17 protein-coding genes are annotated in these 22,909 nt (G+C 49.6%); 7 read left to right on the top strand and 10 right to left on the bottom strand.

Translation table 11 applies throughout. The annotated features are described in order from the left end of the window. The 6 genes from DWX33_RS13580 to DWX33_RS13555 form a co-directional block, all read right to left on the bottom strand. A partial coding sequence (locus tag DWX33_RS13580) for an N-6 DNA methylase (protein ID WP_122380542.1) occupies positions 1-5,244 on the bottom strand: 5,244 nt, incomplete at its 3' end. Beyond that, positions 5,234-5,686, bottom strand: a complete 453-nt coding sequence (locus tag DWX33_RS13575) for a DUF1896 domain-containing protein (RefSeq protein WP_199713299.1) — start codon at positions 5,684-5,686, stop codon at positions 5,234-5,236. The genes DWX33_RS13580 and DWX33_RS13575, both read right to left, overlap by 11 nt. Before the next feature lie 162 nt (positions 5,687-5,848). Beyond that, a complete protein-coding gene (locus DWX33_RS13570; RefSeq protein WP_032542968.1) occupies positions 5,849-7,936 on the bottom strand; it encodes a type IA DNA topoisomerase in 2,088 nt (695 codons plus the stop codon). Between the two features lie 55 nt (positions 7,937-7,991). Then, positions 7,992-9,593, bottom strand: coding sequence for a DUF3945 domain-containing protein (locus DWX33_RS13565; RefSeq protein WP_122380538.1), 1,602 nt, complete (start codon positions 9,591-9,593; stop codon positions 7,992-7,994). Positions 9,594-9,613: 20 nt separating this feature from the next. Then, positions 9,614-9,964, bottom strand: a complete 351-nt coding sequence (locus DWX33_RS13560; RefSeq protein ID WP_032538123.1) for a helix-turn-helix domain-containing protein — start codon at positions 9,962-9,964, stop codon at positions 9,614-9,616. Between the two features lie 3 nt (positions 9,965-9,967). Then, on the bottom strand, positions 9,968-10,327 hold the full coding sequence (locus tag DWX33_RS13555) for a helix-turn-helix domain-containing protein (protein ID WP_032538124.1): 360 nt from the start codon (positions 10,325-10,327) through the stop codon (positions 9,968-9,970). A 207-nt stretch (positions 10,328-10,534) separates the two neighbouring features. Here DWX33_RS13555 and DWX33_RS13550 point away from each other — a divergent pair, with 207 nt between their 5' ends. From DWX33_RS13550 to DWX33_RS13540, 3 genes are read left to right on the top strand one after another with little or no spacing between them, the layout of a single operon-like run. Continuing rightward, complete coding sequence (locus DWX33_RS13550; RefSeq protein WP_023056835.1) at positions 10,535-10,828, top strand: helix-turn-helix domain-containing protein; 294 nt, start codon at positions 10,535-10,537, stop codon at positions 10,826-10,828. 30 nt (positions 10,829-10,858) lie between these two features. Next, on the top strand, positions 10,859-11,164 hold the full coding sequence (locus DWX33_RS13545) for a helix-turn-helix domain-containing protein (protein ID WP_032538125.1): 306 nt from the start codon (positions 10,859-10,861) through the stop codon (positions 11,162-11,164). 55 nt (positions 11,165-11,219) lie between these two features. Then, positions 11,220-12,233, top strand: a complete 1,014-nt coding sequence (locus tag DWX33_RS13540) for a DUF2971 domain-containing protein (RefSeq protein ID WP_005809274.1) — start codon at positions 11,220-11,222, stop codon at positions 12,231-12,233. Between the two features lie 107 nt (positions 12,234-12,340). Here the strand turns inward: DWX33_RS13540 and DWX33_RS13535 are convergent, their stop codons facing one another. After that, positions 12,341-12,703 carry a hypothetical protein gene (locus tag DWX33_RS13535; protein ID WP_005809276.1) on the bottom strand — a complete coding sequence of 121 codons (363 nt, stop codon included), beginning with the start codon at positions 12,701-12,703 and terminating at the stop codon, positions 12,341-12,343. Positions 12,704-12,715: 12 nt separating this feature from the next. Next, positions 12,716-13,951, bottom strand: a complete 1,236-nt coding sequence (locus DWX33_RS13530; protein ID WP_032542969.1) for a site-specific integrase — start codon at positions 13,949-13,951, stop codon at positions 12,716-12,718. Positions 13,952-14,310: 359 nt separating this feature from the next. Between DWX33_RS13530 and DWX33_RS13525 the strand changes: the two genes are divergently transcribed. Both DWX33_RS13525 and DWX33_RS13520 read left to right on the top strand, forming a co-directional pair. Then, on the top strand, positions 14,311-17,046 hold the full coding sequence (locus tag DWX33_RS13525) for a substrate-binding domain-containing protein (RefSeq protein ID WP_122380537.1): 2,736 nt from the start codon (positions 14,311-14,313) through the stop codon (positions 17,044-17,046). Between the two features lie 175 nt (positions 17,047-17,221). Then, complete coding sequence (locus DWX33_RS13520) at positions 17,222-18,100, top strand: carbohydrate kinase (protein ID WP_005856006.1); 879 nt, start codon at positions 17,222-17,224, stop codon at positions 18,098-18,100. A gap of 286 nt (positions 18,101-18,386) precedes the next feature. Here DWX33_RS13520 and DWX33_RS13515 read toward each other — a convergent pair whose 3' ends face one another. Continuing rightward, positions 18,387-18,875, bottom strand: coding sequence for an SPOR domain-containing protein (locus tag DWX33_RS13515; protein ID WP_005856008.1), 489 nt, complete (start codon positions 18,873-18,875; stop codon positions 18,387-18,389). A gap of 85 nt (positions 18,876-18,960) precedes the next feature. On the opposite strand from DWX33_RS13515, the gene DWX33_RS13510 reads away from it, so the two are divergent. After that, positions 18,961-21,072: a S9 family peptidase gene (locus DWX33_RS13510; protein WP_195205579.1), complete on the top strand. Its 2,112-nt coding sequence runs from the start codon at positions 18,961-18,963 to the stop codon at positions 21,070-21,072. A 68-nt stretch (positions 21,073-21,140) separates the two neighbouring features. On the opposite strand, the gene DWX33_RS13505 is transcribed toward DWX33_RS13510, so the two are convergent. Continuing rightward, on the bottom strand, positions 21,141-22,199 hold the full coding sequence (locus DWX33_RS13505) for a class I fructose-bisphosphate aldolase (RefSeq protein ID WP_008771817.1): 1,059 nt from the start codon (positions 22,197-22,199) through the stop codon (positions 21,141-21,143). Positions 22,200-22,354: 155 nt separating this feature from the next. On the opposite strand from DWX33_RS13505, the gene DWX33_RS13500 reads away from it, so the two are divergent. Continuing rightward, a complete protein-coding gene (locus DWX33_RS13500; protein ID WP_005856013.1) occupies positions 22,355-22,906 on the top strand; it encodes an NADH peroxidase in 552 nt (183 codons plus the stop codon). Positions 22,907-22,909 lie beyond the last annotated feature (3 nt).

Raw genomic sequence — 22,909 nt, 5'->3', positions numbered from 1 at the left:
TATCTCCTGCAAACGCTTTCCGATGACTTTCTCATCGGCGGAATCCACTCCGTCCACCTTTATTATATTAAGGTGATTGCCCTCCTTGTCGGTCTGCACCACAGAGAGGAAGCGGTTCCAGTCCTCCGTCATGGCATCTATGAAAGCTGTGTTGTTGCCCAGCTCGCGGGTCTTCGATTCCAGCTTGAACTCCGAATCACGCTTGCCCTTGTTGAACGACTTGCGTTCCCCTTCGAGCGAGGCGATACGTTTTTCCAGTTTCGCCTTGTCCAGCAGGTCGGTGTTGCCGGATAGCAACGCCATATATTCCGAGAAGTTCATGCCCGATTTCTCGTCCATTGCCCCCTCGTCGATGGTACGCGCTTCCATAGCACCGCTTTTAAGCTGGCTGATGAAAGTCTGCTTGCAGTGCAGGAGGTTGAACTTGTAACTGTCCAGTGATTTTTCCACCGCGTAGATTATTACGTCCACGTTGTTCCCGGCGAAATGCTTGGCTATCTCGTTGCCTGCTCTAACTCCCCGTCCGTCACGCTGTTGCAGGTCGGACGGTCGCCACGGCGTATCAAGATGATGAATTGCCACACACCGTTTCTGTGCGTTCACACCCGTTCCGAGCATGGAGGTGGAGCCGAACAGCACACGCACCGTCCCGGCGTTCATGGCATCTATCACCGCCTTCCGAGCCTTGTCGGTCTTGCACTCCTGAATGAAGCGCACCTCGCTTGGCGGTATACCGTAGTCCTCCGTCAGTTTGCGCTTGATTTCCGAATAGACGTTCCACCCATCGCCCGGCTGGTAAGTCCCCAAGTCAGAGAAAACGAACTGCGTGCCTTTCTGCGCGTCGTATTTTTGATAATACTCCGCGATTATTTTGGCACAGTGGCTCGCCTTGTTGTCGGGGTGGTCTTCGTAATGCGGGTCTATCATGCGCATGTCGAGTGCCATCTTCCGGGCATAGTCCGTGGCGATAAGCATCTTCGCCTTTTCCTCCGTTTCCGAAAGCGGCAGTCTGCCCAACAGGGTGGCGTCGCCCGTCTTGGCGAATTGCATCAGCTTCTGTATGAAGTCCTCCTGCTCCGGCGTGGGCGGTATGTGGTGCAGTATCTCGTTTTTGTTGGGACGGTCCACGCCCACATCCTCCGCCGTGCGGTAGTCCGTGATTTCATTATAGAAGGCGGCAAGCTCCGGCACTTTGATGAAGTAGCGGAAACGCTCCTTCTGCACCACGTTGTTCGTCACGTTGAACTCAAAATCCGTTGTCTTCTTGGCAAATATCGCCGACCACGCATCAAAACATCGAATGTCCTGCCGTTCCAGCTCCTTCGGGCGCAGGTACTTGAACAGCAGGTACAGCTCAGTCAGCGAGTTGCTGATAGTCGTGCCGGAGAGGAAGGTCGCCCCCAAGTCCTTGCCCGTGCGCTCCTGTATGGTGCGGATAGCAAAGAGCATGTTCAGTGCCTTCTGGCTTCCCTCGCTGTTCCCCAATCCCGCCACACGGTCGTGGCGCGTGTTGAAAGTCAGATTCTTGAACTGGTGCGATTCATCAATGAAAATGTGGTCGATGCCCATCTGCTTGAAGTCCACCACGTCGTCCGTGCGTGACTTTATGGCGTGTTCCACCTTCTCCAATTTCGCTTCAAGGTTATGCTTGCGCTTCTCCAGACCTTTCAGCATCGCCCGCGATACGTTCTTTCCCTGCTGGCGCAGCACTTCGAGGTTTTCCTCCACCGTGTCAAGCTCCGCTTGCAGGATGCGCTGCTGCAACTCCGGCGACTGCGGTATCTTGCCGAACTGGTCGTGCGACATAATGACACAATCGTAGTCGTTGTTCTTGATGTTGTTGAAGAAACGCACGCGGTTGGCGGTCGAAAAGTCTTTCTCCGAAGCGTACAGAATCCTCGCGTTGGGATATGCCGCTTGATAGGTGGCGGCAATCTCCGCAACATTGGCTTTCAGCCCGATAATCATCGGCTTGTGCGCCAAGTTCAGACGCTTCATTTCATGCGCGGCGATGCACATTATCAGCGTCTTGCCGGTTCCAACCTCGTGGTCACAAATTCCGCCGCCGTTCTGTTTCAGCATCCAGACGCAATCCATCTGCGAGGGATAGACGCTCCTGATGCCCCGGCTTGCCAGCCCTTTCAGATTGAGGTCGGGAAAAGTCTGATGCGAGCCGTCATACTTCGGGCGCACGAAACAGTTGAACTTGCGGTTATACATCGTCGTCAGCCGCTCCTTGAACTGTGGCGACTGCTCTTCGAGCCATTCGGAGAAGCCGTTTCGTATCTCGTCAATCTTGGCGTTGGCGAGCTGTATTCCCTCGCTGTCGCGCACCTTGATGTCGTTGCCATGCTCGTCCCTGCCGATGGACTTCATCATGTCGGGACAGGTGTTGTGCAGGGCGTGTTTCAGAAGGTGCATGCCGTCATAGTTACGGTAATACCCCTTCACCAGAAACTCGTCCGTGATTTTCATGGTGCGGTAGCCGCACGCCACCGAAAACTCGTCCATGCTTGCAGAGTAGGCGATTTTCCCCTCCGCGTCGAACAGCCGGCTCATGTAGGCGGCATAGACCCCCGTCGGAATCCAGCGTTCCCCGAAATTGAAATCAAGGTCTGCAAAAGCGATGCGCGGCGGTTCGGCATCTTTCAGAGCCTCCAACGCCTGCTTCACCTCCGGCATACGTTCACTTTCGGGGTTTTCGCCCATCCAAGCCTCTATGCGTTCCGCTTTCTCTATCACGTTTCCGGCAATAAAGCGGTCCTTAATCTCGTAACCGGTTACGAGCGGATTGTAATAGATGCGCCCTTGCAGGGCTGTGAGCAAATCCTCCGCCGTACTGTCGGTTATCTCCCGCATATAGTCGAGATCGACAGTGCCGAACTTGTTGAGCGACGCGGACAGTGCTTCTTCGGGTGAGCCGACGTTGGCATGGCTCTCCACGGAGAAGGAAACGGGACGCTCGAAGATGTCCGCCTTGACAAACTTCCCGTTCTCCGCCCGTTCCAGCGAAAGGATGTCACGCCCGCCCGCGTCCATCATCACTAACTTCACGTTCTGCTTGGCGTTGAGGTTGCCGTAGCGCATGACAAACTCATCGTAACAGGTGTTTAGATGCTCTCGCCACGGGACATTTGCTTCATGCAGGTTCGATTCATAGCGGTACAGCCGCTCGTAGGCGTCACGGAGTAAAACATACTGTAACGCCTTCTCCTTCTGGTAGCCTTTCAGGTCGAGCGGCTGGAATGTCGCCCCGTATGGCGTGATGTCCTTCAGGTAGCCGATGTTATGACGCCCCCTGTCAGCCACCAGCGACCCTTCGCGCAGGTGCATCTCCGGCGTGCGGTGGTAGGCACGCGGCGAAAGGTCCACGACTTCTTCCTTCGGCTTCTCCGCTTCGATGTCGGGGAAAAGGGAGGTCGCCACCGCTTCCGGTGGGGTATCTGTAACGGCAGGTGCGGTGACTGCTTCCGGCTGTGTTTCCTCCTGCCGTGGTTGCTCACGGGGAGTGTCCGGCACGGCTTTCACTTCCATCTTTTCCGCCGCCGCTTGTTTCTCGTTATGCTGCCTTGCCAGTTCCCGAAGTTCCTTCCTGCGTTCCGGCGTCAAATCCATCATCATCTCGTAGAAGCCGTTGATGGGAGGATTGGTATCCCAGTCCAACGTGGCATAGATGTCGTCCGGGTCGGCAGGCTTGGCGGTGTTCTCCGTTTTAGCCTCCTTGTTCTCTGTTACAGTCTTAGGGGTGGTAGCCGTCGGCACAGCCGTAACATTTTGTGTGACATGCACCTGTGGCTTGGGTAGAACGCGCCTTGCCGAGCTTTCCTTTTTCGCCTCCTTTTTCTTTTTGGCGGTTTTCGGTTGTTGGCTGACTTCTTCCGTCATCCCCCAGAGATCGAGCAAGGATAGCTGCACACCGTCAGAATATTTCGGACGTGGCTCTATCTCCGGCTTTTCCTCTGTGGGTTGCGGTTTCTCCGTCGGAGTTTCCACCGCCTGCATCGAAGATGTTGTTTCCATCTTTATGGCAGTACGCTCCACCTCCTTTTGAACGGTAACTTTTTCTTCCGTTCCCGACTGCCGGATTGAACCCGAATACAGACGCATGGCGAGCCTGTAATGGAAATCCTCGTCGAGCATACGGTGCAAATCCCCGGCGATGCCTGCTGCCTTGCCCTCGTGCAGATAGACCATAGCGGGCTTCCCGTATGGGTCGGTGTCAAGTTTCGCCGTCGTATGCACGATGCGTTCCGGGTGGTGGATGAAATAGGCGTTGTCGGTCAGGTCGGTTTTCGTGTCCGTCTGTATTACGGTCATCAGCCGCTCGCCCTGCGACATTTCCTTCTTGCTGAGGTTCTTTTGCACTACAATCAGGTCACTGCCCACTTCTGTCCCCGCGTTGTCCGTGAACAGGTTGTTGGGCAGGCGTATCGCGGATACCAGATCAGCCTTACTGAACAGCTCGTTACGCACGGAGGTCTTGGTGCTGTTCAATACCCCTTGCGAGGTGATGAACGCCACGATACCGCCGTCACGCACGGCATCCAGTCCTTTGAGAAAGAAATAGTTGTGGATGGCTTTCTGGGCGGAGCGTCTGCCGAATGAGTCGCTCCGCTGAAACTCAGGGTCGAACACGGCTATGTCTCCGAACGGAATGTTGGACACCGCCAAGTCGAAATAATTGTTGAACGGTCTTTCGATTTTCTCAAAACCGCAGGTGCGCGTTTTCTTGCCGGGATAGAGATGCCTCAGGATTGTACCCGTGAGCAGATCCTTCTCGAAAGCCATCACATCCGCATTGGGGTTGTGCCGCAGCATGGAATCCACGAACACGCCAACCCCCGCCGACGGTTCGAGCATACGGGCGGGGCGGACGCTGTAATCTGCCAGCACGTCCGCGATGGTGTCGGTTATCTCTTTGGGGGTGTAGAAAGCGGTCAGCACGGACGCTTTCAGCGAATCCACAAACCGCTTGTACTCTGTTTCGTCCTTGCTGTTCTCACGGATAAGCCTGTGCAGCTCCACCGTCGGGGCGAACAGTTCGAGGTCGGATTTCGCCCACCGGACGGCATCCGTCAGTTCCTTTGCAGGGTTGAGGATACATTTCAGACCGCCGAAACCGCAGTACCTTTGAAGTATGGCACGCTCTTCGGTTGTCGCTGTCCTGTTTTCCCTGTCAAGGATGAATGCCGTCCGTATCGCCTCGATGTTGTCCCGCAGTTTCTGTTTGCGGTTAAACGCCATATTCGTCTAAGTAAAGGACGGTTGCTCCCGTCAGCTCCGTGTAGAGCAGGTCGTAATCGGAAGACAGGGCGAAATTGTCATCCGAGAGGTCATAGACGGAGAACACGTTGCCGACAAGCGGCAGCAGTTTCAGGACAAAGGCTTCACGCTTCTCTTCCGGCACTTCATCGGCAAACTCGTTTTCCACGACTTCGCGGAGGATGGCGTAACGGGAATAATGCAGCCCGCGCAGCAGCGTGTCCATCGCCAGTTCCTGCGCACCATCGGCGGGATAGCCTTCAAGCCGTGCCCTCTCATACGTTTCGGCGGCACGGTCGGCCCGTTCCCGTATGAAAGCGGTGTCAGTCGCCTGTTCAAACTTGTTCGTGCGGAGGTAGTCCAGCAGGTACAGACCGTAATAGGAAAAGTCGGTCTGACCCTCGTTTTTCTTCTTGTTGTTCATTACTTTGGATTTAGCGGATTGATAATTAACGGGATAATCGGTTGGAAAAAGGAAGAAAAAGGCACTCGGTATCCCTCCGAGTGCCACCACTAAATCCAAAGTATGAGTGTAATCCGGTATCGAAGAACAATTCATTACTCTGAACAAGTGGCAAAGTTAATACTATTTCTTCCGTCCTGAAAATTTCTTGTCCTTTTTAGCCTCCGGGAACACAAAAGTCGTGTTATATTCCCCGTCAAAGGCGACAACAGCATCGAAACTCTTGCCCTGTTTGCTCTTGAACCCTTTGAGCAGCTTGGTATGCCCTTCGGTGAGCAGGTCTTTGATTTCATCGTCGGACAGGGTGCGTCCCGCTTTCAGCCGGAACACGGGCAGTCCGCACTCCGTGTTGTCGCAGCGTACCACCTTGCCGTAGAACCGCATCCTGCCCGTGCCACACTTGGGACACGCGCAGCCGGAGTCACGGCTGCCGAAGAGCTTGTCGCACGAGATCAGTTCGGAGGTTATCTCACGTGTGTACGCCTCTATCTCCTTGCGGAAGGTGTCGTCGGACAGTTCCCCGCGCTCGATACGCGCCAGCTCCTTTTCCCATTCGCCCGTCATGGCAACATCGGCGATGCGCATCGTCTTGACGACGGAATTGAGGGCAAGTCCTTTTTCGGTGGGAACAAGCGACTTCTTGCAGCGTTCCATGTAACCGCGCTTGAAAAGCGTTTCGATGATGGAGGCGCGTGTGGCGGGAGTACCGATGCCACAGTCCTTCATCGCCTGCCGCAGTGCGTCGTCCTCAATTTCCTTGCCCGCCGTTTCCATTGCCGAGAGCAGGGTGGCTTCGGTATGCAGCGGCTTGGGTTTGGTCTTTCCTTCGGTAATGGACGAGCCTTTCGGTGTCAGCGTGTCGCCTTCCTGCCAGCCGGGGATGGTAATTTCCTCTTTTTCCTCGCCATAGACGGCACGCCATCCGGTTTGCTTCACGACGCTGCCTTTTACGGTAAACTCCACTCCGGCACATTCCGCCGTGACAGTGGTCACATCCTTGACGCATTTCTCAGAGAATGCCTCGACCATGCGCCCGGCAATCATCTGATAGATGGTATTGTCCTCTTTGGAGAGGAAGAGCGGTTTCTCACCCGTGACGAGCAGGGCATGGTGGTCTGTCACCTTGCCGTCGTCCACGCTGCGGCGTGTCGGGGCGGCTTTTGCCCGCACCTTGTCTTTCCATTCGGGCTGTGTGCCGATGAAAGCGAGCAGTTTGGGAATTTCGGCAAACACGTCTTCGGGGATGTAGCGGCTTCCCGTTCTCGGATAGGTTATCAACTTCTTTTCGTAGAGTTTCTGCGCGATTTCAAGCGTCTGTTCCGCCGTGAAGCCGTGCTTGGCGTTGGCTTCCTTCTGGAGCGTGGTCAGGTCATACAGGAGCGGAGTTTCCTCTATCTTCTCTTTACGTTCGGCTTTTGTGACAGTGGCAAAGCCGGCTTCCTTTACCTTATTATATAGTGCTGTGGCAGGTTCTTTCTCTTTCCATTTCTTGGAAGATGAGAGTTTCACCACTTCGCCGTCGCCTGTGTCTGCGGCGATATGGAGCTGCCAGAAAGGTTCCACCGTGAAACGGCGGTTTTCCCAATAGCGAGCGCACACCATCGCCAGCGTGGGTGTCTGCACCCGTCCGACGGAATATGTGCCGTGTCCGGCTGCGATGGAGAGTGCCTGCGTGCCGTTGATGCCCACAAGCCAGTCGGATTCGCTCCGTGCTTTGGCGGCAAGGTAGAGGTTGTCGTATTTGTCGCCCGCTTCGAGGTTACGCAACCCCTCGCGGATAGCCTTATCGGTGAGCGAACTTATCCAGAGGCGCACGAAAGGCGTGGTACATCCGATATAATGGTAGAGGTATCTGAAGATAAGCTCACCTTCGCGTCCTGCATCGGTCGCCACAATGATCTGCTCGCTTTCCTTGAAAAGACGGGCGATGATTTTTATCTGCGACACCACGCCGCTGTCGGGTTTGTAGCCCTTCTCTGTCTTTTCCTGACGGGGAATGAGCGTGAAGGTTTCGGGAATGACGGGCAGGTTGTCACGGACGAAGCCGCGTATGCCGTAGCCGTCGGGCATGGCAAGCTGGACGAGGTGTCCGAACGCCCATGTCACGGCATAGCCGCCTCCCTCGAAATATCCTTCCTCTCTCTTTGTCGCGCCTACGATGCGGGCGATTTCACGTGCCACGGATGGCTTTTCTGCAATGATTGTCTTCATGCTGTTTTACTTTTTAATGGATTATTACTTTGGATTTAGTGGCGGACACGGGATGTTACATCTTCATGCCCTTGTTGTTTTTCTTCTGAGGCTTTTCCTGCTGCTTTTGCTGTTTGTCGTCTTTCGGAGCGGTCTGCCCTTTCAGCAACGGCTCTTTCAGGTTCTTGGTCGCCTCGTTGGTCTTTCCTTCGCTGTTCACCGCCACCTGTGTGCGGCTCTCGTTGGACGGGGCGACCTTCTGCGCGTTGTCGGGGTTGGTGTCGTAGCGGTACGGACGTCCCTTCTCCGGGTTGAACTTGATGTACATCGTGGCGTGGAAGCCTTGCTTGTCGGTCACGTTCTCCAGTTTGATGGCTTTGCCTGCCGCGTAATCGGCTTTCTGCTGGTCGGTGAAGTTCACACCGCTCCATTTGCTGATGGGGCGGATGCTGCCGTCGGCGTTCGTCCACGTGTTGCGGCGTTGCTCTTTCTGTGGGGCTGCGGAGTTTTCCATGCCCTGAGCCTGTCCCTGCGTGGGATTGTTCTTGGCTTCCTGCGTCTGGGCGGTACGGGGCGACCTGCCGGTTCCCGGTACGAACTCCACGCCTCGCTGCTCTACATTCACTTGGAGGGTGGTGACGAACTTCCTGCCGTCGTTACGCTCGATGAGCTTGTCGCGCACGGGCAGCCCGGCACGCAACATATCCTGTTCCTGTTTGGTGATTTCCGTCTTTCCGATGCGCTCCGGTATGCGTACCTTGTTTGCTGGTATGTCTGTGATTTCATTCGTCTTGCGGTCTATGCTGATGAACGAGGGGATGATTTCACCCGTTTCCCTGTCCACGATGTCCACGACCCTGCCGAGGTTGCCCGTTTCGCGCAGGTTCTTACGGTCTTCGTCGGAGAACTTGTGTTCCTTGTACTCGTCGAGTTTCTGCTCCTTGCGGATGAAATGCGGCACGAGGCTGACATTGCCTTCACCGTCTTTCTTGAAGGAAAGGCGGGCATCCAGCTCGAAAGCCTCGCCGCCGAACTTGGGCGACACTTTCACCAAATCGGACTTGCCGTAGTTGAGCATCTTCTGAAGGTCGCCGGACTTTTCAAGGTCGTCACGTTTCACGCCCCATTTCTCTTCCAGCTCCTGCCAGTTGATTTTGCTCTCGTCAATGGGCTGGTAGCCCCGTCTGCCTTGCGTCTGTTGTTGCGGGCCTTCCTGATTCTGTTCCTGCTTCTTTTCCATTTCTTCCTGTTTTGGGGTTTCTTTGGGCTGCTCTTCCTGCTTTTGTTCCGTCTGCTCCGTCTTTCCGGCGGTCTGTTCTTCCTTCACCTGCTTTTCGTAGCCGGAAGTGTCCACCTTGTGGGGCGCAAGCAGTTCCTTGTTGGCTTCGGGGTCTTTCAGCAGGTCTTTCATCACCTCCATCAGTTTGTCGGCTTGGTCTGCCGCGACACGGTAGAAACCGAAGCGGCTGGGTTCCTTGCACTGCCGGAAGAAGTTTTTGAAGAAGTTGTCCAGCACGTCGCCGTGGCGGTCGAATTGCAGGAAACTCTGCGCGTTCTCCGCTTTCGCGGGGGTGCGCTTGGGGGAACCGTCGGCATCCAGCCCGGCTGCCACGCTGATCTCGCCCGTCTTCTCATCACGGACTATCAGCACGTCCTTTTCGCTTTTTTTCTTTGCCATTTGAAAAATGTTTTAATGGGTTATTTTTGAAAGAAATTATGGATACGAGCCTTGTAGAAGGCTATATCTTCCTTTTTGAAGTCCTTTACGTGTCCGGAAAGGAACGTCAGCACGTCCTCTTCGCTGTAATAGGTCTTTTTGCCGAGCGTCTTGTACGGCAACGCGCCGATGCTGCGGTAGCGTTGCAGGGTACGCTTGCTTATCTGGAGCAGCATACAGAGGTCTTGGTTGTCGAACATCCTGATACGCTCCATCGGGTTCGGGGCTTTGCCGGACGGCTGCAAGGACAGCAGCAGTTCGTCCTGACGGTCGAGCCGTTCCATCAGCTTCCGCATCCAGCTCTCAAAATTGTTTCGGGTAAGCAGTTCCATATGTCACGTCCTCCTTCTTTTGGGTTTGCCGCCGCCCGTGCGTAGCGTATGGTTGCGTTTCAGTTCCGTCGGTGTCGCCGCGTCTTCCATGACGGTGCAGTCCGCAAGCAGGCGGTCGATTTCAGACTGTCGGTAGCGGCATTTGCCGCGCAGCACTACATAGCCGATGCGATGCTCGTTACGCATACGCTGGAGGGTGCGGGTACTCACATTCAACAGGTGCGCCGCCTCACGGGTGGTGAGCAACCTGTCTGCGGATTTTTCCTTTCTTTCGCCGGAAACGGCACGCACGTGTGCCGCTATCTCGGCTATCTGTTCCGTCAATGCGGTGAAAGCGGAACTTTCCATCGTTATTACTTTCATATTCAGTCCTTTCTTTTGGTTTCTGCGGCAAAATTCGGCAATAAACAAAAGGGGCTTTAACAGCTCACTACGTGTCTCACGTAAGATTTTTATTGGAAATGGCTCCATTACCCGGACAGACGGCGCAACATACAGCCTTTCAGCGGGAAACGATATGCGTTCATGAGGATGGCGTTACCTTTGCGGCAAACCTGAAATGTTTTGAATATGGAAATTGTATCTATCGAGAAAAAGACCTTCGAGATGATGGTGGCGTCCTTCAACGCCCTCTCGGAGAAGGTTGCCGCCCTGAGGCGCAAGAGCGACGGCGGGCGGTTGGAAAGATGGCTCACGGGCGAGGAAGTCTGCGGGCAGTTGAGAATCAGCCCGCGCACGTTGCAGACGTTGCGCGACAAGCGGCTTATCGGCTACTCGCAGATAAACCGCAGGTTCTATTACAAGCCGGAAGAAGTTAGGAGGCTGATTCCGCTTATCGGTACGCTCTATCCCGGCGGCAGGTAATCTTATTATTCACCCACTGAATCCAAAGTTATGATGAACGAGAACAACGATGTTTTTACACTGGAGGACGAGCCGCTTGCCACCGTGGTGCAGAATATGCGCAAAGGCTCTAAATGGCTCTCTGCATTTTTGGAAAACTACCGTCCACCGCTGGACGGGGAACGTTACCTGACGGACAGGGAGGTGGCGGAGTTGCTCCGTGTGAGCCGCCGTACCTTGCAGGAATACCGTAACAACAGAGTGTTGCCCTTTATCCTTTTAGGCGGGAAGGTGCTTTACCCCGAATCGGGATTGCGTGAACTGCTGGAGGCGAATTACCGCAAACCGATGGAGTAATGTCCTGACATTCCGGAATAAAATGCGTACCTTTGTGGTTAAAACGAATACCATTATGCTTCGGAGTGAATTTGCAAAATTGTTAGAATCCACAATAATTCCTGAAGGAATTGAGCAAGAGGACATAAAATCCCGAATCTATCCTATAAGTGCAGCATTGATGTCAATGTTGCCACAAAAACTGTATAGATATAGGAGTTGTTCAACATTAAACCTTGATGCTTTTGACAAGGATCTGGTTTATGCTGTTACTGCTGATAAGTTTAATGACCCCTATGACACTCTTGTTTATTATAGTTTGGATAATATTCAAGAGCAAATGAGAGCTTGTTGTACAGAAGAATTTCTTGAACAATTCAAACAGATACTTGAAACTAAAGATTTCGAATTTCCTCCAAGTGTAATCCAATTTTTCGGAAGAAACAATTTGACAGGTTTAAAAAAACAGGTAATATCGTGTAACGGCATAAATCCATTGACATTAGCTCTTTTTAGTGTTGTAATGGAAAACATATTGAAAGAAATCCTATTAAAAATGGGGGATACATTAAAGGTCGTATCTACAATAGCATGTTTAAGTGAAAGCATAGATTCTGTTATAATGTGGAGTCACTATGCCCAAAATCATGAAGGGTTTGCATTGGAATATGATTTAAGGTTCTTATTAGAACAAGGAGAAATGAATTGTTGTATCTTGCCTGTTATATATGATAATAACCGCTTTGATGCAAATAGTTTTATTCAATGGTATATAGCAAAGAGCTTGGGGCTGGATGTTAAAAATATAGATTCACTATCGCATTTGAAAATGGCTATTCACAAATCCACACAGTGGGAATATGAAAATGAATGGCGTATTATTCATTCAGAGAAACAACCTGCCGCACATTCTCGTGCAACAAGCCTGAAAATTGTTCCTAAAGCAATCTATTATGGAGAGAGAATTTCAAACATCCACAAGAAAACTTTGCATTATATAGCACAAGAAAAAGGAATTGCGGAATATGATATGTACATTGATTGTGGCTCGTTAAAGTATGAGATGTTATATAAGCCATCTCAATTTTGATACCTCATATTCTTTAGCACATAATTTGTATATTCAAAATTGACTATTTTAAAGTTAAAACGGACAGCTTGATGGTTGTCCGTTTTTAATTGATTTTCATCGTCTTTTCAGCAGTAACCGCCTTTTCCGCTATGTACGAATAACATGTAGGCGGTATGCTTGTCTTTTGCAAGTGCCTTGTCCATCAGCCAGCGGCGGAAAAGATGGGCATGGTATGTGCTCAGCCGAAAGGTGACGGGGATGATTATCTCAAGCGAGTAAACATCCGCATACAGACCGTTTTCAAGTTGGATGTAGCGGCATGCCTCGTAGTCGTTCAGCACGTCCGTTTTGAGGATGGCTTTGATGGCGGCGTTCACTGCCGGGACACCCGTGTGGAACAGTCTGGCGATTTCTCCGGCGGTCATCCATACATCGTTACCGGTTACGCTGACCGCCTTGTCCTCAATGATGATTATGTCACGTTTCATGGCTTCTCTGTTTTAGATGGTACGACCTGCAAATTCTTCGATTTGGTTCAATCTCGCGGCAAGGTTCTCCATGTCTTGATTGAGCTTCTCTTTGGTTATTTTCGCGTATATCTGCGTTGTCTTTATGCTTTTGTGTCCCAGCATGGAACTGACCGTTTCGATGGGTACGCCGTTGGAGAGGAACACCGTCGTGGCGGCCGTGTGGCGGCTTTGATGCCATGTAATATGCTTGGTGATACCGCAACGCTTGGCGACGGCACGGATTCCGGCAAGGCACGTGTTATAGTGGGGTACGGGGAATATCCTGCCGTCCCCACACAGCCCACGGTATTTGTCGATGATGCGCTTCGCTATGTCGAGCATACGGATGTTGGACACCACACCCGTCTTCTGGCGGTTGATGTTTATCCACTCGTGTTCGTCAAAGTAGGTGCGGATATTCTCTTCCGTCAGGTTGCGCATATCGGCGAACGACAAGCCCGTGAAGGCGCAGAACAGGTATAAATCACGATACAGTTCTTGCTTCGCATTCTTCAGCTTACCTTCCATCAGCAGGCGGATTTCATCTTTCGTCAGAAAGCTGCGGGTCGTTTCCTCCTTCTTGATTTCATACTCGCGGAACGGGTCGCGCGTGAGCCACTCATTGTTGATGGCGATGAACACCATCGTCCGAAGCGGGCAGACATACAGCCACACGGTGTTGGTGCAGCAGTGTTTGTCCGTGCGCAGGAACATTTCAAAATCGGAAATGAAAGCGGGGGTAAGCTCTTTCAGGGCGATGTCCTTCACGTGGTAGCGGATGGTGAGGAACTCTTGCAGGTGCTTGTAAACGATCTTGTATTTGTCAAACGTGCCTTTGGCTTTCATGCCTGCCTCCACCTGCTTGGCATAGTCCTCGTTGTGTTGCCGGAACACCTGCAATAGCGTGTGGTAGCGGTGTTCCAGTCCAAGAAAGGCGTTTTTCACCTTTTCCGCAGTGACGAAGTTGTCACGCTCCATGATTTCCTGATAGTGCTTGTTGATGCGTACGCGCATCTTGTCGAGCATACGGTTCGTTTCGAGTGCAGCCGTGCTTCTGCCCGTGACACGTCCTCCTTTGGTGTCCCACAGCTTAGGATCGACGGTCAGTTTGCAGCTGAACTGTGTTTGGCTGCCGTCCACCGTGATACGTCCCATGACGGGTACTGTCCCGTCCTTTTTCACTACCTGACGTTTGAGGTAGTAGATAACTGAAAATGTACTCTTCATCGTCCTTAATTTTTTTAGGTTCAAAATTAGTCGGTGAAGAATCCTTCGTCGGTACGCAAAACACGGAGGAACGACGCAATCTTTTTCCGTAACTGGATTTGTCGCGTGAGTTGTTAGTAACTCACTATATCACAACGCCTTGTTTTGCCATTCGTGCCAATTTCGTCACCTATATGGTGTGGTTACGAACAAGTAACGTTGCGACGTCTTGACTTGGCTTCGGCAAGGATTGTGGTGGCGTTGGAGATAATCGGCTGCTTAAATGAAACCTCTGTAAATCAATTCTATTACTTCATTCTTCTGTATTCCACTTTTTTGTAGTATCTTTGTAGAATAAACGATCGAATTAAATATACCACATGAAAGGAAACCCGCTTTATATCCTGCTTTGGCTATTCCTTATTCTTTGCTTTGCCTGTTCGCCCGGTAAAAAAGAAAAGAAATATGTCATCGGTGTATCTCAATGCTCGATGACGGATATTTGGCGTCAATCCATGATACGTGATATGGAAGTAGAGGCTTTAAATCATCCGGAGATCGAGTTGGTCGTAATGGATGCCATTCAAGATAATGATACTCAGATCAGCCAGATAAAAGGTTTTATCAAGAAAAAGGTGGATTTGCTGATTATATCGTCGAATGAGACCGAGCCTGTTACGCCTGTCGCTGTTGAGGCGTACAGGGCTGGTATTCCCACTATCATATTGGACCGGAAAATTAATAGCGATGAATATACGACGTATATTGGAGCGGATAATTACGAGATCGGTCGCTCGATCGGAATGTACATCAGCTCCTTGATCAAGGGGGAGACAACGATTTTAGAGATATGGGGACGGAGAGGCTCTTCCTCCGCTACAGAAAGACATCAAGGTTTTGTCGATGCGATGTCTATTGATCCGAATGTGAAAATCCGGGAGTTGGATGGGTATTGGTACAGGAAGAATGCCTATGAGGAAGTCTTGAAGCTGGATTCCATAGAGGATGTCGATATCGTTTTCGCTCATAATGATATGATGGCCTTAGGGGCCCGTGAGGCGATTGAGGAGCGAGATTCGTCGCTGGTGGGACACGTTGAATTTATAGGCGTGGATGGACTCTTGGGAGGAGGCTTGGGCGTGGAGGCGGTTGCGCAGGGTAAGTTGGATGCCTCTTTTTATTATCCGACAGGTGGTGGGGTGGCTATTAAGGTAGCTTGGCAGATCTTAAGCGGACAAGCTTATACGAAAAAGTATGCGTTAAGCACCGCTATGATCGATAAGACCAACGCCGGTACCCTTTATTTACAATCAGATCGGTTGGTAGAATATCAACGCCAGATCGAGAAACAGCGTGCGAATTTGTCGCAATTGCTCTCGAAATATAACTTTCTTTATAGTTCCTTGATTATTATCTTGATATTGGCGCTTTTGTTGGGTGGTTCCGCTATTTACACGGTTTATATTAATCGTAAAGTGCGCCAGAAGAATCATTTGTTGAATGAGAAAAATCGTTTGGTACAACAACAGAAAGAGGAACTCTCGGTAGCAAACCAGCGTATCGAGCAAGTCACGACACAGAAATTGCAGTTCTTTACGAATGTATCTCACGAGATAAAGACTCCTTTGACCTTGATTCTAGGGCCTCTGAACAAGATGGCGCAAGATGCCCCGGCAGGCGCTTTCGCGGATGATATCCGCATCGTTAAGAAGAATGCGGAACGCTTGAAACGTGTGATCGACCAATTGCTGGATTTCCGGAAGATAGAGAATAATAAGATGGGATTGCGGGTTACTAAGATGGATTTGGTCTTTTTAATCCAAGAGGTGAAATCTTATTTTAATACTCTGGCCCAGAGTAAGCGAATTGATTATACCTTCCTGCATGAAATGGATTCTCTTTTTGTTTGGGTGGATACGGACAAAATGGAGAAGATATTAACGAACTTGCTTTCGAACGCTTTTAAGTTTACCCCGGAGCAGGGGAAGATTACGATTCGTTTGCGGGAGGAGGAGACGGAGGTTGTCTTATCGGTGGAAGATAATGGAGAGGGTATTCCCCCGGAAAACCTAGCCTCCGTATTCGAGCGCTTTTTTACAAGCGGGCAAAGCTATGCTCCGGGAACGGGTATCGGACTGCATCTGACACGGGAATTTGTCCTTATGCATAAAGGCTCGATCCACGTGGAAAGCGAGCAAGGCGAACGGACAGTGTTTACTGTTCAGATCCCGAAAGGTAAATCTCATTTTGATGAATCTTGTGTCTTTCTGTCGAATGCGACCGAATCGTCCTCTGGTGTAGCGCATTTGGATATATCCCAAGTTCAAGAAACGTTGAATAAGAAATATGATTATATGATCTTGATCGTTGAGGATGATTGGGATATTCGCGCTTATTTACAGCATGAGTTGTCCGGGAATTTTAATGTACTTGTAGCGGAGAATGGTGCCAAGGCCTTGGATATTCTATTGAAGGAAAATGTATCACTGGTCGTCAGTGACGTGATGATGCCGGAGATGAATGGCTTCGAGCTTTGCCGCCGGGTTAAGTCGGATATGGCCCTCAGTCATATCCCGGTAATCTTGCTTACGGCTCTTTCGGATGACAGTCAACGCTTGTATGGATTTGAGGGGGGAGCGGATGAATATATCCAGAAACCGTTCAATATCGAGATCGTGAAATTACGTATCATTAAATTGTTGGAAGAACGTAATCGTTTGCGAGAGGTTTTCTTGAAAGAGTCTCAATCGCCTGCGGGACTTTCCATCGAGACAAAAGGGAAGGTAGAGAGTCTGGATGATTTGTTTATGCGTAAGTTTATCGCTTTGATAGAGGAGAATTATAGCGATCCCGATTTCAGTATAGAGAAAGGCAGTGAGAAACTGGGCCTGTCTCGTGTGCATTTATATCGAAAGGTGAAGGAGTTGTCCGGGATTACCCCTACGGACTTTTTGCGTAACTATCGTTTGAAAAAGGCATCCGCCCTATTGAAGCAGCGATCCGGAACGATTAGCGAGGTTGCTTATGCCACGGGATTCGGCTCGCCGGCCTATTTCTCCAAATGCTTTAAAGCGGTTTATAATATAACGCCAACCGAGTTTATAGAGTCTTTGTAAGGATGCTGCTTGTACAGATGTTACATACGGGTAACGTCTGTTATTGTCCCTTGAAAATAAATCTTTTATGTAACTTGTGTGATTTATCTTGTAGCTATAGTTATCGTTGTATTTATAACGATGATATACTTTTGCGGTGTCGATAAGTACGAAAGTTGTTTTTAATAGAAAGACCATGGAACAGGTGACTGAATCAAGACGTAAACCAATTGTCGTTGGGATTGGAGAATTATTATGGGATATGCTTCCTTCCGGGAAAAAGGCTGGGGGGGCCCCGATTAATTTTGTCTATCATGCGTCTTGCCTAGGTGCTGAGGGATATGCTATCAGCGCTGTCGGAGATGATGAGTTGGGTAAAGAAATCGTTGATGAGTTGGATAAGAATCATATCCAGCATTTGATCGAGAAAGTGCCTTACCCGACGGGAACCGTTCAGGTAGAGTTACGAGAAGGTATCCCTACTTATACGATTCATGAGCGAGTGGCTTGGGATCATATATCGCCTACATCCGACGCGATTGATTTGGCGGAGAAAGCGGACGCTATTTGTTTCGGTACATTAGCCCAGCGTTCCCGTCAGTCCCGGGAGACGATACAAGCGATCTCGTCGTTTGCGCCGAAAGACGCTTATCGTTTGCTGGATATCAATCTTCGCCAGCGATACTATGATAAGGAGTTGATCGAGGAGTCTTTGTACTTAGCGAATGTGTTGAAGGTGAATGATGAGGAGTTTAACGTTCTTCGGGACTTATTCGGCTTGAATGGAACTGAGAGGGAAGTGGCTTTATGGTTTATTGAGAAATACGGCCTTCGGATGTTTGTCTTGACTGCGGGGAGCTCCCATAGTACGATTTATACGAGAGAGGAGATCTCTACGTTGCCCACGCCGGAGGTCACGGTGGCGGATACGGTCGGGGCGGGGGATGCTTTTTCGGGGGCTCTAATCATTTCGCTCTTAAAGGGGAAGTCCTTAAGCGAGGCCCATCATTTCGCTGTAAAGACAGCGGCTTTCGTTTGTACGAAAGAAGGTGCGTGGCCGGTTTATGAAGAGTAATTCGTTTATATCATATGTGTTTAGATGTTTTGAGTTTATACAATTTCGAATAGGTATTACGTTTTTAAGGTAAAAAGGTTGTTAGGATATAAGAAGAGAAAGGCAAAAAGATGGTTTTTGTTTTAGGTTAAGTTAGATTAGATTGGTGAAAAGTGGCTCGGCTGTTGAAGTCGGGCTATTTTTATGTCCTTATGTTTCCTTCAAATAGAATGGTCTCGATAACCTGCAAGATTCTTCTTACAGGCTAACGAGACCTTCCGCTTTTATCTTTTCTGATAGCTTACAATTAATAAGCTCTCTCCAATAACCAAGCATCTTGGAAGTTAGGAGCGTATTTCGCCTTGATGGCGTCACGGCTATCGGCGGCGTCCGCTTTATTGTCGAAGCTAGCGACGATCACACGCAACATCCCTTGCTCGTTCTCGCCCAACACTGCGTTGTAACCATCATTCTGCATACGTTCTTTTAATGCGTAAGCGTTTGTCTTGTTCTTGAAACTACCGACAACGACGCTATAACGTTTCAGACGGCTGGCGTCCTCACCTTGAGCGGCGTTGATTTTTTCCGTACGAGTGGTAGCCGTAGAGGTTCTGGGTTTTGAGACAGGAGCGACCTCAACAACTTCTTCCTCTTGTTCTACAACCTCAACAGGAGCTGTCGACTCTTTTTCTTTGGCCTGTTCGTAAGCAGCCTTGTACGCGCTCTGTTTAGGTTTACATGAGCCGAGTGCTAATACCATACATACAGCGGCTCCAAATAACCAAATCTTATTCATACTGTTCAGTTCTTATAATTAGTAACGCGAAGATATAAATTATATTTAGTACTTTCGCACTCAAATTGTAATATATTATAACGGCATGAATAAATCTATCGGAACAATGATTATGGCAACATCCCTACTGTTAGGTGCTTGCAATCCGGCTACGGATGTGAACGTGAAGGAGACCGGCGATAAGAACCTTATCGGGAAGTCGGACATCCGGATCAAAGACGGCCGCATGACCCCGGAGGCTTTGTGGGCCATGGGACGTATCGGCGGTATGAACGTATCTCCGGACGGGAAAAGAGTGGTGTATACGGTGGCGTACTATAGTGTACCGGAAAACAAGAGCAACCGTGAGGTCTTCGTGATGAACGCGGACGGATCGGATAATAAGCAAATCACGAAAACCGGATTCGCTGAGAACGAGGCCGTATGGATCAAAGGAGGAACCAAGATCGCTTTCTTATGTAACGAGAGCGGTAGCAGCCAGCTTTGGGAAATGAATCCGGATGGGACGGACCGTAAGCGACTTTCCGATTATGATAAGGATATCGAGGGTTTCGCTTTCTCTCCCGATGAGAAAAAGGTCTTGTTTATCTCGCAAGTGAAAACCGTGAACAGTACCGCTGATAAATATCCGGATTTGGATAAGGCGACAGGTGTTATCATTACGGATTTAATGTACAAGCATTGGGATGAGTGGGTGACTACCGTTCCGCATCCTTTTGTCGCCGATTTCGATGGCGAATCGATCAGCAATCCTGTGGATGTGATGGAGGGCGAGTTGTTTGAGAGCCCGATGAAGCCGTTTGGCGGTATCGAGCAATTGGCTTGGAACACTACCTCGGACAAGATTGCCTATACCAGCCGCAAAAAGACGGGTAAAGAATATGCGATCTCCACGAATTCGGATATTTATGTATATGATCTGAATACGAAGCAAACGACCAATATAACGGAAGAGAACAAGGGATATGATACGAATCCCACCTATTCTCCGGACGGAAAGAGCATCGCTTGGTTAAGTATGGAACGGGATGGTTACGAGGCGGATCAAAATCGCTTGATGGTAATGAATCTGGAGACGGGTGAGAAAACATTCGTAAGCAAGGATTTTGACTCCAACGTGGACTCTTATTGCTGGAGCGCTGATTGCGAGCGTATCTATTTCACGGGCGTTTGGCATGGCGAGTCGCAGGTTTATCAGATAGACTTGGCGAATGGCAATAAGATTACCCCGCTGACCGAAGGTATGTACGATTACGCCTCTGTCGCTCTTCTGGGCGATAAGCTGATCGCTCAACGTCATTCCATGAGCATGGGAGACGAGATCTATTCGATCGATTTGACAGGGGATCATACGGTAACTCAACTTACGTTCGAGAACAAGCATATTTACGACCAGCTTACGATGGGTAAGGTGGAGGAGCGTTGGATGAAGACGACAGATGGCAAGCAGATGCTAACGTGGGTTATCTATCCGCCTCAGTTCGATCCGAATAAGAAGTATCCTACCTTGTTGTTCTGTGAGGGTGGCCCGCAAAGCCCTGTTAGCCAGTTCTGGTCTTACCGCTGGAATTTCCAGATCATGGCGGCTAATGATTATATTATCGTGGCACCGAACCGTCGGGGGCTTCCCGGATTTGGCTTGGAATGGAATGAGGCTGTCAGTGGCGATTATGGCGGACAATGCATGAAAGACTATTTCACCGCTATTGACGAGGTAGCCAAGGAACCGTATGTAAATAAGGATCGCTTGGGTTGTGTAGGCGCCAGCTTCGGTGGATTCTCCGTATATTGGTTGGCAGGTCATCATGATAAACGTTTCAAGGTGTTTATCGCCCACGATGGTATCTTTAATATGGAAATGCAGTATCTGGAAACGGAAGAGATGTGGTTCGCCAATTGGGATATGGGTGGAGCGTACTGGGAAAAGCAAAACGCTACGGCTCAGCGTACATTCGCGAACTCCCCGCATAAGTTCGTGGACAAATGGGATACGCCTATCCTTTGTATCCATGGAGAGAAGGATTACCGGATCTTGGCTAATCAAGGAATGGCAGCGTTTAACGCCGCGGTTCTTCGGGGTGTACCGGCCGAGTTGCTGATTTATCCGGATGAGAACCATTGGGTATTGAAGCCCCAGAATGGCGTTCTATGGCAACGCACATTCTTTGAGTGGTTGGATATGTGGTTGAAGAAATAAAATTTGAAGGCCGTCCCCAAAGTATATAGCTTTGATGGACGGCCTTCTTTTCTCAACGCAATAACAAACTAAGCGATAGTAATATCCTTATCCAAATAAATATCTTGAATTGAATGAAGTAACTCCACGCCGTCTTTCATCGGACGTTGGAACGCCTTTCTTCCGCTAATCAGCCCCATGCCACCCGCACGTTTGTTTATGACAGCGGTGACGACAGCGTCTTTAAGATCTGAGGCGCCATGAGATTCCCCACCGGAGTTGATAAGCCCGACACGTCCCATATAATTATTAGCAACTTGGTAACGGCAGAGGTCGATCGGATGTTCTGTCGTTAACTCTGTGTACATCTTTTGATCGATCTTCCCGAAATTGATAGCGGTGAAACCTCCGTTGTTCTCCGGTAGCTTCTGCTTGATGATATCGGCCTTGATCGTGACGCCAAGGTGATTAGCCTGTCCGGTCAAATCGGCTGCCGCGGAATAGTCGATGCCATCCTTTTTAAAAGAGCTGTTTCGTAAATAGCACCATAATACGGTCGCCATACCTAGTTCATGGGCATACTCGAATGCGTCGGCAATCTCGACTAGCTGACGTCGGCTTTGCTCTGATCCGAAATAGATCGTGGCCCCTACAGCTACGGCGCCCATATTCCATGCTTCCTTCACCGTGCCGAATAAGATTTGATTGTAAGAATTCGGATAAGTAAGAAGCTCATTATGATTTAGTTTTACCAAGAATGGAATCTTATGGGCATATTTTCGTGCGACTGACCCTAGTATGCCGAACGTAGAAGCGACTGCGTTGCAACCACCCTCGATCGCTAATTTTACGATATTCTCCGGATCGAAATAAATGGGGTTTGGAGCGAAGGAAGACCCTGCGGTATGCTCGATATCTTGATCTACCGGGAGGATAGAAACATATCCGGTGTTAGCTAATCTTCCGTGCCCCAACAAGGTTTGCAGACTATTGAGAGTCTGTATGTTTCTATCTGAATTGACCCACACATCGTCCACGCAAGTGGGTGATGGAAGATGAAGCAGCGATTTATCAATAGTCTTACATACGTGATTTAAATAATAATCACTTTTGTCTCCTAATAAACTAATAATCTTAGATGTATCCATATAAATAAATATTTACTTAGTAAACAATCACTGTCAAAAATAAGTTCCATAGTTTTTATCGATTAACACATAGAATTAATCTATCGATGAATTATGGTAGTATCGGATAGTTTAGTTAATTTTGTGCCATACAACCAATAAAAATTTTGCGATATATGAAAAAGAAATGGATTTGCACAGTATGTGGTTATGTACACGAAGGTGATGAGGCTCCTGAGTTCTGCCCTCAATGTAAACAACCAAAAAGCAAATTTAAAGAATTAGTAGAGACAGAAGGTGCGTTACAATTCGTTGACGAACATGTACTAGGTGTTGCTAAAGGTGTAGACCCAGTGATTTTGGAAGGTCTGAACGCTCACTTTATGGGAGAATGTACCGAAGTTGGTATGTATTTGGCCATGAGCCGTCAAGCAGACCGTGAGGGTTATCCTGAGGTAGCTGAGGCATTCAAGCGTTACGCTTGGGAAGAGGCTGAGCACGCTGCTAAGTTCGCAGAGCTTCTTGGCGATGTAGTTTGGGATACGAAGACTAACTTGAAAAAGCGTATGGAAGCTGAGGCTGGCGCATGCGAGGACAAGAAACGTATCGCTACATTGGCTAAACAACAGAATTTGGACGCAATCCATGATACCGTACATGAGATGTGCAAAGACGAGGCACGTCATGGCAAAGGATTTGAAGGTTTATATAATCGTTATTTCAAGTAATTT

Source organism: Parabacteroides sp. AF19-14 (assembly GCF_003635485.1).
In the GTDB taxonomy this organism is placed as follows: domain Bacteria; phylum Bacteroidota; class Bacteroidia; order Bacteroidales; family Tannerellaceae; genus Parabacteroides; species Parabacteroides distasonis.
The sequence above is the reverse complement of the archived record's forward strand: the minus strand, read 5'-3'. Positions and strand labels throughout refer to the sequence as shown.